Annotated in this window: 13 protein-coding genes; 2 read left to right on the top strand and 11 right to left on the bottom strand. The window is 47.4% G+C overall.

The window, feature by feature from the left end:
* From pabC to SDE_RS08520, 8 genes are all read right to left on the bottom strand, one after another.
* The gene (pabC, locus tag SDE_RS08555; protein WP_011468114.1) at positions 1 to 870 is read right to left on the bottom strand and encodes an aminodeoxychorismate lyase; all 870 of its coding nucleotides are present in this window, start codon (positions 868 to 870) and stop codon (positions 1 to 3) included.
* A 155-nt stretch (positions 871 to 1,025) separates the two neighbouring features.
* Positions 1,026 to 2,258 (bottom strand): beta-ketoacyl-ACP synthase II, encoded by a 1,233-nt coding sequence (gene fabF, locus SDE_RS08550; RefSeq protein ID WP_011468113.1) that lies wholly within the window; start codon positions 2,256 to 2,258, stop codon positions 1,026 to 1,028.
* Positions 2,259 to 2,448: 190 nt separating this feature from the next.
* Complete coding sequence (gene acpP, locus SDE_RS08545; protein ID WP_011468112.1) at positions 2,449 to 2,685, bottom strand: acyl carrier protein; 237 nt, start codon at positions 2,683 to 2,685, stop codon at positions 2,449 to 2,451.
* A 279-nt stretch (positions 2,686 to 2,964) separates the two neighbouring features.
* On the bottom strand, positions 2,965 to 3,708 hold the full coding sequence (gene fabG, locus SDE_RS08540) for a 3-oxoacyl-ACP reductase FabG (RefSeq protein ID WP_011468111.1): 744 nt from the start codon (positions 3,706 to 3,708) through the stop codon (positions 2,965 to 2,967).
* Between the two features lie 16 nt (positions 3,709 to 3,724).
* Positions 3,725 to 4,669: an ACP S-malonyltransferase gene (gene fabD, locus SDE_RS08535; protein ID WP_011468110.1), complete on the bottom strand. Its 945-nt coding sequence runs from the start codon at positions 4,667 to 4,669 to the stop codon at positions 3,725 to 3,727.
* Positions 4,670 to 4,730: 61 nt separating this feature from the next.
* Positions 4,731 to 5,756, bottom strand: a complete 1,026-nt coding sequence (gene plsX, locus SDE_RS08530; protein ID WP_011468109.1) for a phosphate acyltransferase PlsX — start codon at positions 5,754 to 5,756, stop codon at positions 4,731 to 4,733.
* A gap of 2 nt (positions 5,757 to 5,758) precedes the next feature.
* Positions 5,759 to 5,941, bottom strand: a complete 183-nt coding sequence (gene rpmF, locus SDE_RS08525; RefSeq protein WP_011468108.1) for a 50S ribosomal protein L32 — start codon at positions 5,939 to 5,941, stop codon at positions 5,759 to 5,761.
* Between the two features lie 36 nt (positions 5,942 to 5,977).
* Positions 5,978 to 6,499, bottom strand: a complete 522-nt coding sequence (locus SDE_RS08520; protein WP_011468107.1) for a YceD family protein — start codon at positions 6,497 to 6,499, stop codon at positions 5,978 to 5,980.
* Between the two features lie 126 nt (positions 6,500 to 6,625).
* Here SDE_RS08520 and SDE_RS08515 point away from each other — a divergent pair, with 126 nt between their 5' ends.
* Positions 6,626 to 7,219, top strand: a complete 594-nt coding sequence (locus SDE_RS08515; protein WP_011468106.1) for a Maf family protein — start codon at positions 6,626 to 6,628, stop codon at positions 7,217 to 7,219.
* Between the two features lie 24 nt (positions 7,220 to 7,243).
* Entirely contained in the window at positions 7,244 to 9,154 is a 1,911-nt protein-coding gene (locus tag SDE_RS08510; RefSeq protein ID WP_011468105.1) for an ATP-binding cassette domain-containing protein, read from the top strand.
* On the opposite strand, the gene SDE_RS08505 is transcribed toward SDE_RS08510, so the two are convergent.
* Genes SDE_RS08505 through rluC form a run of 3 tightly spaced genes read right to left on the bottom strand, consistent with a single transcriptional unit; the run spans position 9,135 to position 11,787 of the window.
* The gene (locus SDE_RS08505) at positions 9,135 to 10,124 is read right to left on the bottom strand and encodes a S49 family peptidase (RefSeq protein ID WP_011468104.1); all 990 of its coding nucleotides are present in this window, start codon (positions 10,122 to 10,124) and stop codon (positions 9,135 to 9,137) included. The genes SDE_RS08510 and SDE_RS08505 overlap by 20 nt on opposite strands.
* Positions 10,125 to 10,128: 4 nt before the next feature.
* A complete protein-coding gene (locus tag SDE_RS08500; RefSeq protein WP_011468103.1) occupies positions 10,129 to 10,773 on the bottom strand; it encodes an HAD family hydrolase in 645 nt (214 codons plus the stop codon).
* Between the two features lie 48 nt (positions 10,774 to 10,821).
* Positions 10,822 to 11,787, bottom strand: a complete 966-nt coding sequence (gene rluC / locus SDE_RS08495; RefSeq protein ID WP_011468102.1) for a 23S rRNA pseudouridine(955/2504/2580) synthase RluC — start codon at positions 11,785 to 11,787, stop codon at positions 10,822 to 10,824.
* Positions 11,788 to 12,925: the final 1,138 nt, after the last annotated feature.

The raw sequence follows: 12,925 nt of genomic DNA, 5'->3' as shown, positions 1-12,925 counted from the left end.
TTATTTATCACCCAATATTTGGTTAATTTCGCCAGTTATAGCGTTTAATTTTTCACAGCTATTAAATAGGTGCCCATTTATTGCTGTTACAGGTGTTAACCCCGAGTAAGCGTTGGTAATAAAGCACGCGTCGCAAGCTTCTGCATCTACTCGGCTAATTTCGCGCTCGACTAATTGCAGCCCCGCTTTTGGAATTACCGAATTCACTAACCACTGCTTAAACACGCCGTTTACACCGCAACGAGCAAGCGATGGTGTAATCACTTCGCTACCGCGAATAAAAAACACATTGTGATGTACGGTTTCTATTAAGTTATTTGCAACATCTAGCAATAATACCTGCTCATTTTCGGCGGGCATTGCAGCTTGTGCCGCTAGTACGTAATCCAATCGGTTAAGGTGCTTTATACCGGCTAGGTTTACATTATGGGGTAACTGTACTCTGCTGGTTTTTAGCGCAACCGCTGGCTGCACCCAAGCGGCTAATTGGCTGGCGTACAAAAGAATACTTACATCTACGCCTGCATCAGGCGAAGGGTTAACCCCCTGCCCCCCTTGGCCCCCTTGGCCCCCTTGGCCCCCTTGGCCCCTGGCTACAATAAGCTTAACGCGACCGGATGCAATATTAGAGTCGTTAATAATACTAAACAGCTGTGCGAGGTGTTTATTTAAAGCCGCTTCACTGTAGTTTAAGCCGAGCGTTTTAATACCGACGTGCAGCCTTGCTTTATGAAGGTCTAGTAGAGGAATGTGGCCTTGAGTAAGGCGCATTGTTTCGAACACCCCATCGCCAAACGCCATTCCTCTATTTTGAATGTCGATTTGTTGGGTTTTAACACCATTAACAAGTGAGACAACAGGTTCGAGCATGGGGTTATCCGCTAATGAGGATTAGGCTGCTAACCAAGCCTTTCGTTTTACTTACGTATTTAACAGTTATGCTTAGGAAACTCTGATTAACATTTAACTGAACGAATAAAATTAATTAGCAACCAAAGCGCTCGGCGCAAAGCCGAGCGTTTAGATTATACTTTTTTGAAAACTAGCGTACCGTTGGTACCACCAAAACCAAAAGAGTTACTCATGGCGCCGTTAATTTCCATTTTTTGCGCCTTGTGCGCAACGAAGTTTAAATCACAACCTTCGTCTGGGTTATCCAAATTAATGGTTGGCGGTGCCACTTGATCGCGAATAGCTAGCACAGTAAAAATAGCTTCTACGGCGCCGGCGGCACCCAGTAAGTGACCAATCATAGATTTGGTTGAGCTAACCGCAAGATTAGGTGCGTGGCTTCCAAATACATTTTTAAGCGCTTTACACTCGGCGGTATCGCCAGCAGGTGTAGACGTGCCGTGAGCATTTACATGGTTAATTTCTTCTAAGCTCATACCAGAGTCGGCAATGGCATTGCGCATGGAAAGCTCAGCGCCGTCACCGGAAGGCGAAGTAATGTGGTACGCATCGGCGCTTGTACCAACACCCGTTAGCTCGGCATATATTTTGGCACCACGCGCTTTTGCGTGCTCATATTCTTCTAGTACTAAAATACCTGCGCCATCGCCAAGCACAAAACCGTCGCGGTCTTTATCCCATGGGCGGCTTGCTTTGGTTGGCTCGTCGTTTCTGCGGGAAAGCGCGCGTGCAGCGGCAAACCCACCTATGCCTACTTTAGTTGTAGCCATTTCAGCACCACCGGCAATCATTACATCGGCAGTACCATAAAAAATTTCGCGTGCAGCTAAGCCAATGGAGTGTGTACCCGAGGTACACGCTGTACTTACTGCTAAGTTAATACCTTTAAAGCCGTAGCGAATAGAAAGGTTGCCGGCAATCATATTGATAATTGCGCCAGGCACAAAGAATGGCGAAATACGGCGCGGGCCTTTTTCTTCAATTAAAACGGCGGTGTCTTCAATGCTGCCTAAACCACCAATACCCGAACCCACAATACAGCCAATACGCGCGGCATTTTCGTCGGTTACTACTAGGCCGGAGTCTTCTACTGCCTGAATACCAGCAGCCATGCCATATTGAATAAACGGGTCTAATTTACGGGCTTCTTTTTCTTGCAAGTAAGGAGTTATATCAAGGTTTTGAACAGAGCCACTAATTCGGGTTGCAAAAGCTGAAGCGTCGAATGCGGTAATTTCTCGAATACCACTTTCGCCATTTAGTATGCGTGACCAGGTTTCATCTACGCTATTGCCAAGCGCGCTCACCATGCCTATGCCGGTTACCACTACCCTTTTACGACTCACCTTACCCTCCAAAAAATACAAAGCAATTAAAAAATAATTACCGGCTACGTGCGGTAATTCAAACAGCACTTAACTGCCTTAAAAACTTAGAACTTATAAATAAAACCAATAAGCCACAAAAACAAAAGCCGCACTATGCAACATAGTAACGGCTTTTGAGTGTATCAATAATGCAACGAAACTGGCGGTATTACGCCAAATTTTCGTTGATGTAGTTGATAGCTAGTTGAACAGTAGTGATTTTCTCTGCTTCTTCATCAGGAATTTCAGTTTCGAATTCCTCTTCTAAAGCCATAACCAATTCAACGGTATCTAGAGAATCTGCACCTAAGTCTTCAACGAAGGACGCTTCGTTTTTTACTTCTTCTTCTTTAACACCTAGTTGCTCTGCGACAATCTTTTTAACGCGTTCTTCAATGCTGCTCATAATCTTAGTTAACTCCTAGTGATAATCTATGAGTGTAGCCGTATCAGTTCTAGCAGAATCTATTGCTACCAAACCGAAGTTAGGAAAACAATGCCCCCATGCCACAACTCATACGCGACAACCTGTATGAATAAGCCGTTTCTCAACTTGTCCGATAACGGCTGGAAAACAGTCTACCGGCTTACACGTGCGCGCATTTTAACGCGATTTTCTCGCAGTTGTAACGCGCGAATCTAAATTTATTCGTTTTTTTACACTTTCTCTTTGTTTTTCAAAGAGTTAGCACATGTACATCCCACCGTTAACGTGAATATTTTCACCGGTAATGTAGCTTGCATCCTCGCTGCAAAGGAATTTTACAACCTTGGCAATCTCTTCTGGCTGCCCCAAACGCCCCAAAGCAATGGCTGTTTGCATGGCTTGTTTTTGTTCTTCTGGCAGTACTTTGGTCATATCCGTATCGATAAAACCTGGCGAAACGCTGTTTACTGTAATGTTACGTGAACCCACTTCTTTGGCCAAAGAGCGAGCAAAACCCATTACGCCCGCTTTGGTTGCAGAGTAGTTGGTTTGACCAGCATTACCCATTTGACCAACAATCGAGCTGATATTAACAATACGGCCCCAGCGCGCTTTCATCATGCCGCGCAAACAACCCTTACTCATGCGGAATATGGCGCTTAAGTTGGTGTTAACCACGTCAAACCACTCTTCATCGCTCATACGCATTAATAGGTTATCTTTAGTGATACCTGCATTGTTAACAAGAATTTGAGCAGCGCCATATTTGTCTGTAACAGCTTTAATCACAGCGGCTACTGAATCAGCATCTGATACGTTAAGGGTCATGCCCTCGCCCTTGTGGCCCGCCTCAGCGATACGCGCAGTAATTTTAGCCGCGCCAGCATCAGATGTAGCTGTACCAATAACAGTAGCACCAGCTTCTGCCAATGCAGTTGCAATAGCCTCACCAATACCGCGGCTTGCACCCGTTACGATGGCTACCTTATTTTCGAATGACATAATAATCCCCTAGTAATTATGCATTTGCCAAAGCTTCGGCAAACAAATCTGTCGTTTCTGTGGCGGAAACCGCCAATGATTTTTGAATGCGCTTATTCAAGCCGGATAACACCTTGCCCGGGCCGCACTCAACGGTTTTTTCTACTCCAAGTGCTACCAATTCATTTACGCAATCTACCCACAACACAGGGGCAGAAATTTGCTGAATCATCAGCGCCTTAATGGTGTTTGCATCGGCTTCTGTTTTAGCGGTTACATTGTGCACAACCGGTATTAACGGAGCATTAAACTCAACCGCCTCTACTTCGGCTGCCAACTTATCGGCGGCGGGTTTCATAAGTGCCGTGTGGAATGGCGCACTTACAGGCAGCGGCAGCGCACGCTTGGCGCCGGCTTCTTTACACAACTCCATAGCCTTCTCTACGCCCGCTTTCATACCGGCAATAACCAACTGACCTGGTGAGTTGTAGTTTACTGGGGACACAATATCGCCCCCCTCTGCTGCAGTTGCGCATGCAGCTTCTACTGCTGCATCGTCTAAGCCAATAATGGCGGCCATAGCGCCAACACCCGCTGGCACAGCCTCTTGCATGTATTTGCCGCGTGAGCGCACTAAACGCAGCGCATCTTCAAATGCAACAACACCTGCACACACCAATGCCGACCATTCACCTAAGCTGTGACCCGACATATAAGCGGGCTGAGCACCACCTTCTGCCTGCCACTTGCGCCATAGCGCTACACTGCAAGCCAACAATGCTGGCTGTGTAACTTCGGTCATATTTAGCTCATCCTGAGTTCCACTTTGGATTAGCGCCCAAAGATCGTAACCCAGCGCTGCCTGCGCTTCGTCAAAAGTTTGCTTAAATACCGAACCTTCTTGATAAAAGTCCGCAAGCATACCCACTTTTTGCGACCCCTGACCGGGAAAAACGAAAGCAAGATTTGCCGTAGTGCTCATAGTTCTTTGCCTAATTTTCTAAGTTAAATGTATTTTTTAAGGTAATTGGAACTACACCCAATTATTTAGTTTCTAGCCCTGCACCTAGCATTGCCGCTAAGCTGGCTTGAATTTTTAATGGAATACCGGCGCTCGCCTGCTCCAAAGCGACATATAATGCCTGCTCAAACCCTTCGGCGTCTGCCCCACCGTGGCTTTTGATGACAACCCCCTTCAGCCCTAAAAGCGCTGCGCCATTGTATTTGGCGGGTCGAAACTGCTCTGCCCACGGCTTTAAAACGGGCTTTGCCAACCAGGCAAGCAACCTTGAGCGCACACCGCGACCTATTCTGCTGCGCAAGTCACCAAAAACAAATTTGGCTACACCTTCGCTTACTTTTAGCGCTACATTGCCGATAAACCCGTCGCAAACAACTACATCTACTTCGCCACTGTAGAGAGAATCGCCCTCTACAAACCCGCGAAAGTGCATATCTGCGCAGTCGCCCATCAACTGGGCCGTGTCCTGAATGATGTCATTACCCTTGGTAAGCTCAGACCCCACATTTAGCAGCGCTACGGTGGGCTCACTCTTGCCGTAAACCCGCGCCAACCCTTGCCCCATAAGGCCAAATTGAAAAAGCTGTTGCGGCGAGCACTCTAAATTCGCGCCCAAATCTAACAACACGCTACTACCGCGGGCGGTGGGTATTTGCTTGGCAATTGCAGGGCGATCTATACCCGCTATGGTTTTTAATAAATGGCAACCAATTGCCATTAGTGCGCCTGTGTTGCCGCCGCTTACGCAAGCTTGCGCTTCGCCATCTGCTACTAGCTGCAGTGCGCGCCACATGGAGGAGTTTTTTTTATGGCGTAGTGCATGGCTGGGCTTATCGGCCATATCAACAACTTGATCGGCGTGAAGTACATGGAGCCGGGATAGATCTGCTTGCGGGGGGATACACGAAGAAACGGCCGCCTTATCGCCAACTAATGTTATGCGAACATTAGAATGCTTAGCGATAAAAGATGCGGCCGCTTCAACGCAAAGACGGGGACCAAAATCCCCGCCCATTGCGTCAACTGAGAGATGAATCTCTTCTGACAAGACTACTCGTCGTCAGCAACGTCAACCACTTTACGACCTTTGTAAAAGCCGTCAGGGGTAACGTGGTGGCGAAGGTGCTTCTCACCAGTAGTTGAATCGACAGACAAAGTCTTGCCAGTTAAAGCATCGTGTGAACGACGCATGCCACGTCTAGAGCGGGTTTTTCTGTTCTGTTGAACGGCCATGGGTATACTCCTGAGTAAAACCGAGCGACCAAGGAATTAGTCCTGGTTCGAGTCGGACTTGCTTTTTAATGCTGCTAATACCAGAAAAGGGTTCTCACTCTTCTCAGGCTGCTTAACTTCCTCACCAACGCTTAACAAACTCGCGTCGATGCAATCTTCATCGTGAAATGCCACTACCGGTAAAGCGAGTAGCACTTCCTCTTCCAATATTGCGTGTAAATCTTCGGGGTCTTCACCCACTATCCAAGGCTCAATATAGCCTGGAAGCTTTTTGGCTTGATCTTCATCCCACACCATGGCGAGATTCACTTCCACATCAAGCTTGTAATCCACCGGCTGTAAACAGCGCTGGCAAACTAGCTTCAGATCACCTTGTATAGAGCCGCGCATTGTTCTGCGTCGCTGATCTTCAATGTCAAACTGCAACTTAGCGTTAACACTTTCACACGAAGCTATGGCTTCCATTACTCGAGGCATATCCTCTGGCAACATGTCGCCATCGAATGAACCGCCCTTCTGAGCCAACTTTCGAGGTTCTATATACTGCGGTAGCCGCATTTGGGGTGCACCCTCCGAAATAAGCGCGCAATAATAGGGAGTTCCGCCATAGCTGTCAAAGAAAACATTGAATTTAAAGGGCTTTTCGCCTCAAAATGGCGTTTTTTTCTTGCACTGAGCCTATAAATGCCGTCACGCACCTCTGCAAACCTCATTTTGGCCTCCCAATCGGCCTACCGCCAAGCGCAATTGCGACAACTGGGGCTGCCATTTACAACTGCAGCTGCATATATAAATGAAGAAGTATTAACGGGCGAAAATGCCCAGCAAACTGCCGTTCGCTTAGCTAAAACCAAAACCTTGAAAATAGCCAAAGAACACGCCAATGACTACATCATAGGCTGCGACCAAACAGCGGGCCTAGACGACATAATACTGGGCAAACCGGGCACAGAAGAAAACGCATTCAACCAACTTATGCAATGCCAAGCCCGCACTGTAACCTTTTACTCTGCACTTTGTGTGTATTCGCCCGAAAATAAGCAATTAATACAACACTGCACCCAAACCAAGGTTAGCTTCCGCGAGCTAAACGAATCGCAAATACGCAGTTACATTCAAAGGGAAAGCCCTTTAGACTGCGCCGGCAGCTTTAAATGCGAAGGCTTAGGCATTAGCCTGTTTGAGTCCATTCAAAGCGACGACCCCAGTGCCCTTATCGGTTTACCGCTAATCGCGCTGTGCACAGCATTACAACACACACCTTTTCAGCCAATTTAGTCCATTAGCGGCCAATAAGTATCTATGATCAAGCTAGAAAACGTAAGCTTACAGCGCGGCACCAAGTTTTTACTTGAGGAAGCCTCGCTCACTATCCACCCCGGCCAAAAGTGGGGAATTATTGGCAGCAATGGCTGCGGTAAATCCACCCTATTCCAAATGCTTACCGGCAAGCTCGCCGAAGATGCAGGCAGCCTGAGCATTCCGTCGGACTGGCGCATTGCACATATGGCGCAAGAAGTTTCTGCAGTAAAGCGCTGCGCAGAAGACTACGTATTAGACGGCGATAAAATTTTGCGCCGCATAGAAAACGATATTGCCAACGCACAAGCAAAAGATGACGGCGAGGCACTGGCTAAAGGGTTTGCCGAGCTGGAACAAGTAGACGGCTACACCGCGCAAGCGCGCGCGCAGCGATTATTGGCAGGCCTTGGCTTTAAACCCGCTGATGGCAAGCGCGACGTTAGCGACTTTTCGGGTGGCTGGCGCATTCGCTTAAACCTTGCTCAAGCACTTATGTGCCCATCAGATTTATTACTGCTAGACGAACCAACCAACCACTTAGATTTAGATGCAACATTGTGGCTAGAAAATTGGCTTAAGCAGTATTCCGGCACACTCATTATTATTTCGCACGATAGAGACTTTTTAGATAACGTTATTGGCAACATAGTGAGCTTCGAAAACTGCAAACTTGTCAGTTACACGGGCGGCTATTCAGATTACGAAATTCAACGCGCCGAACGTCTTGCCCAACAAGCTATTGCTTTTAGCAAACAACAAGAACGTATTGCAGAGATAGAACAATTTGTTAATCGCTTTCGCGCCAAAGCCACCAAAGCAAGGCAAGCACAGAGCCGACTAAAAGAGTTGGACCGAATGGAAAAGATTGCGCCCGCGCATGTGGATTCGCCCTTTGACTTTCGCTTCCCCAAACCAGAAAAGCTTCCACAAGTGCTTATTACTTTGAGTGAAGCCGCTATTGGCTACAGTGCAGACGCCCCCATTGCCGACAAAATTGAGTTTGGCGTTTTAGGCTCTTCACGCATCGGCCTGCTTGGCCACAATGGCGCGGGTAAAACCACGCTAATTAAAACCCTTTCAAATATGATTCCGCTTGTTGGCGGTCAACGCAGCGAAGGCCAGCATTTGCGCATTGGCTATTTCGCCCAGCACCAGCTCGAATCTCTCGACACCAAGGGCACACCACTACTGCACCTTCGCCGGCTAACTCCGAAAGAAACCGAACAAAAAATGCGAGACTTTTTGGGTAGCTTTGGTTTTCACGGCGACAAAGCATTAGATACAGTAGGCAATTTTTCTGGCGGCGAAAAAGCTCGCCTCGCACTAGCCATTATCGCTTGGCAAAAACCCAATTTATTACTGCTGGATGAGCCAACAAACCACTTAGACTTAGAAATGCGACACGCTCTTACCGTTGCGTTACAAGCTTTTGAAGGCGCTGTGATTATCGTATCGCACGATAGGCATTTATTGCGCTCAACCGTAGAAGAATTTGTATTAGTGGATAACGGCAAGGTTGCCGAATTTGATGGCGACCTAGAAGATTATCGCAACTGGCTTAGCAACGAAAACAAAGAAAGCAAAGAGGCCGAAGCCGAGGCAAGCAATAAAAACGAACCCAATAAAGCCGACAAAAAACAATTGCGCCAAAATGCCGCTGCGTTAAGGGACAAACTAAAACCCTACACCAACGCCATTAAGAAGCTTGAAAAGCAAATGGAAACGCTACAAGAAAAACTCGCCAAGCTAGAAGAAGAGCTAGCCGACCCAGAACTCTACCAAACGGGCGGCGATAAACTTAAAACACTGTTAAAACAGCAAGGCGAACTGCGATCGCAGCTCGCCGAAACAGAAGAAGAATGGTTTATTAAAAGTGATGAACTAGAAGCACTTAACGCAGAGGTGCAATAGAGTTATCAACACCAACGGAGCGGGCAATACCCTCACCGACAGACACACCAAAGCTATTCATTAATTCTTGCAATGGCGATTTACGGCGGGTGTAATCAACCAGTTTTTCATGTTTGATTACATCTCGCGCCACGTCGCGAGCACTGCCCAAGCCATCAATCAACCCCATTTCTAACGCGCGCTCGCCATTCCATATTAAGCCGCTAAAAACGGTATCATTATCTTTTAATCGGTCGCCGCGCCCTGCTTTTACCGCATCCATAAACTGCACATGCACTTCTGCGAGCACGCCTTCCCAAAACTCTTCATGCTGTTCATTGGCTGGGGAAAACGGATCGAGAAACGCTTTATTTTCGCCGGAGGTATATACCCTGCGCTCTACGCCAAGCTTCTCCATGGTGCCAGTAAAGCCAAAGCCGGAGGCAATTACACCAATAGACCCCACCAAACTAGAACGGTTGGCATAAATCTCATCCGCGGCAGCAGAAATATAGTACGCACCCGAGGCGCCAATATCTTCTATTACCGCATACACTTTTTTATCTGGGTATTCTTTTTTAAGGCGCATAATTTCGTCGTACACATACGCCGACTGCACAGGGCTACCACCAGGGGAATTTACAGCTAGCACAATAGCTTTTGCATGCTCATTTTCAAACGCTGCTCTTAGCGCCGCATTTATTCTGGGGGCAGACGCTTCTTTATCGCCCGCAATAGCACCGCGCACCATTACTACTGCCGTGTGATCTTCTGTCACATTCACCACCCCCGATTGCTGTGCGCCTGCCACAAACAACATTAAAACAACAAACAAATACGCGAATGTAAGCGTTTTAAATACTATACCCCAACGACGCGCCTTTTTTTGCTCTGCAAACGCATCTACAACCACCGCCTCTAAAAGCTTAAAATCGCGGTGCTCATCATTTGGGTCTACGCCTGTGGTGCTGGGCCTGTTTCTAAATAGCATTAATTTACTTCCCCTCAAAATTCCAATTTAAAATTTGCTCAAACTCATCCACACATAACTGCGGCTCGTATTTCAGCATTCTATCCAAGCTGTGCGCCCCGTAACTTACGGCTATTTTGGGCATGTTTATTTGGTACGCCATCGACATATCGTATTCGGTATCGCCAATCATGACCGCTTTATCAACGGGCACATCGAACTCTACTAGCAGCTCCTGCAGCATGCGTGGGTTTGGCTTAGAACAGGTTTCATCTGCGCAGCGACTTGCATGAAAATAATCTTCCAACCCCAAGTTCGACAATACGCGGTTTAAGCCTTTGCGGCTTTTACCCGTTGCCACAGCAATTTTACTGCCCTTTTCGTGCAGTGCATCTAAAGTTTCCATAACACGCGGGAAAAACGCCGAAGGCGTGACATCCGCTTGGGCAAAGTGGCGCGAGTAAGCAAGCTTAATGGCCTCTCTACTTGCGTCGCTTTCGTGCGGATACAAAACACGTAGCGCCTCGGGCAAACCCAGGCCGATTATGTTTTTTATTTGCTCGTTACTTAAAACGGGCAACCCCACTTCCTGTGCGGCCAATTGCATGCACTTACATATTTTCGCCGTCGAATCACTAATTGTGCCGTCCCAATCAAAAATGTATAACACGCTTCCCCCAAGGTAATTCAATTACCCTATGCCTTCTATCTATACGCTCTATTCAACACTGCCTGCTTGATTAAAATGACCATCAAAAGCAGCAACTACACTTTGCAACTCGGCAGGCAGTGGGACTTCTATGTTCACCTGCTCACCATCGGCGTTTTTAAAGCTTAGTCCCGCGGCATGCAAAAACAATCGATTAACACCAAGCTTCTTCACCGAAAGGTCAAACACTTCGTTACCGTATTTGGGGTCGCCCACTAGCGGGTGCCCTTGGTGCTGGGCGTGCACTCGAATTTGATGGGTTCTACCTGTAATCGGCCTTGCCTCCACCAAAGTGGCGGACTCGCCAAAACGCTGCACCACGTTAAACTCGGTTTTGGAGGGTTTACCATCCAAGCTTACTCGCACAATGCGCTCGCCGCTCTGCAGCTCTTTTCTAAGCAAAGGTGCATCCACCAAGTTTCGCCTAGAGGGCCAGCGACCAATCACCAACGCAAGATAGCGCTTATGGATGCGCTTTTCGCCGCGAAACAACTCTTGCAAATAACGCAGCATTGAACGTTTTTTGGCCACCAAGATGCAGCCGGAAGTGTCTCTATCTAGCCGGTGCACCAACTCTAAATAAGAGTACTGTGGAAAAGCCTGACGCAACGCCTCGATCAACCCCAAAGTAACACCACTGCCACCGTGCACCGCCAAACCTGCCGGCTTATTTACCACTAGGTACCCAGGCTCATCGGCAATAACGGCGTTATCCAATACACCTTTTAAGGTTTTGCTAATAGGCACTGGCTCTGGGCTTTCGGCTACGCGAACAGGAGGAACGCGCACCACATCGCCACCGGCCAATTTGCGCTCTGGCTTGGCGCGGCCTTTATTTACGCGCACCTCGCCCTTTCTAATTACTCTATATATAAGGGATTTAGGCACCCCTTTTAACCTAGCTAATAAATAGTTATCTAACCGCTGACCGGCCTCATCCTCACTTACCGTGAGAAACTGTACATTCTGCGCCATTTAAATTGTGTTCCTAACGGTAATATACCGCCTTTTAAATTGAGCGCCATAATACCAGTGTCGTCGTGTTAAGGCACAAAACATACGCTTTTTGCCGCTCAATTAGTCAAAACCACAGGGTTTACACGACAAGCACCTAACAAATTCGCACCAAAATTGAAAGGCCGATAGTTAAGTGCTATATTGCGCTGTAGTCTAGTTGTGATTCTTGATTGTCAATAGCCGCATGGGTATGGCTCCAATCAACAACGCAACAGACCTGCCCTAGTTGAACCAGGCACATTGGATATTACACCCGCCCAGGGCTCCTAGTGGAAACAACGTATTTTGAAGGTGCTCAAGCCTCGGCTTGAGTGAATAAAAACATGAAGCGCAAATTGCGCGCTAAATAGATATAACTGTTTAGGCTATGTTGCCGGTAACAGCAGAACGGGTTAAGCGAGAAACCCACAGCGCATATACTGTAGCGGAAAAAACCGCGAAAACGCTGGGGCCCACCGCCAATCGATTATGACTATATCGATTAGCCCACAAGTGACTTAGATACACGCTCGCAGCGATTGGCCGCAACAAAAACGGCCCATGCACAGCAAATACCTGATTGTTTTATACAGGGTATGCACGCATAACGATGTTATTAATTATTAATAGTGCTGCGACACAGGATGCAAGACGGTTAACAAACACTTTTGATTGGTGCCATACGAGAGACCAATCTGTGAATAGATATTTTTTACGACTACAAGCCGAAAAAAATCTGATATTAAAAATTCGAGCGCCCTATTCTTGCGACTCGATACCGATCTGCCCACGGGCTATGCCCCCTCACTTCTCTGCCTTTGCCGCCAATATGCCAGCATATTAAGTGAAATAACCCATATTTAACGGCTGTTATCAGAAATTATTGGCTGATTGCATGTAGAAACCATGGCCCCAGATATAACACGGGCTTTATAAACCAAATAGTCAGTTGGCAGGTCTACAATGCGCTCACCCACAGTAAAACTACTACGTTTAACGAGTAGCACCCCAAATACGACCCCTGTGTCGCTTTGGCAAATACTGTGAAGTTTCTACACTTTCTTGCTTGCCCCAAATAGCTATACCTTTTCGCGCTCATGCTGTGCTCTATTTGAGA

Source organism: Saccharophagus degradans 2-40, from assembly GCF_000013665.1.
GTDB lineage: Bacteria > Pseudomonadota > Gammaproteobacteria > Pseudomonadales > Cellvibrionaceae > Saccharophagus > Saccharophagus degradans.
The sequence above is the reverse complement of the archived record's forward strand: the minus strand, read 5'-3'. Positions and strand labels throughout refer to the sequence as shown.

Excerpts from the sequence above, each read along its gene's own strand:
- SDE_RS08510 (WP_011468105.1), top strand. The coding sequence starts at position 7,244 with ATGATCAAGCTAGAAAACGTAAGCTTACAGCGCGGCACCAAGTTTTTA.
- rpmF (WP_011468108.1), bottom strand. The coding sequence starts at position 5,941 with ATGGCCGTTCAACAGAACAGAAAAACCCGCTCTAGACGTGGCATGCGT.
- SDE_RS08505 (WP_011468104.1), bottom strand. The coding sequence starts at position 10,124 with ATGCTATTTAGAAACAGGCCCAGCACCACAGGCGTAGACCCAAATGAT.
- SDE_RS08520 (WP_011468107.1), bottom strand. The coding sequence starts at position 6,499 with ATGCGGCTACCGCAGTATATAGAACCTCGAAAGTTGGCTCAGAAGGGC.
- acpP (WP_011468112.1), bottom strand. The coding sequence starts at position 2,685 with ATGAGCAGCATTGAAGAACGCGTTAAAAAGATTGTCGCAGAGCAACTA.
- fabD (WP_011468110.1), bottom strand. The coding sequence starts at position 4,669 with ATGAGCACTACGGCAAATCTTGCTTTCGTTTTTCCCGGTCAGGGGTCG.
- SDE_RS08515 (WP_011468106.1), top strand. The coding sequence starts at position 6,626 with ATGCCGTCACGCACCTCTGCAAACCTCATTTTGGCCTCCCAATCGGCC.
- pabC (WP_011468114.1), bottom strand. The coding sequence starts at position 870 with ATGCTCGAACCTGTTGTCTCACTTGTTAATGGTGTTAAAACCCAACAA.
- rluC (WP_011468102.1), bottom strand. The coding sequence starts at position 11,787 with ATGGCGCAGAATGTACAGTTTCTCACGGTAAGTGAGGATGAGGCCGGT.
- fabG (WP_011468111.1), bottom strand. The coding sequence starts at position 3,708 with ATGTCATTCGAAAATAAGGTAGCCATCGTAACGGGTGCAAGCCGCGGT.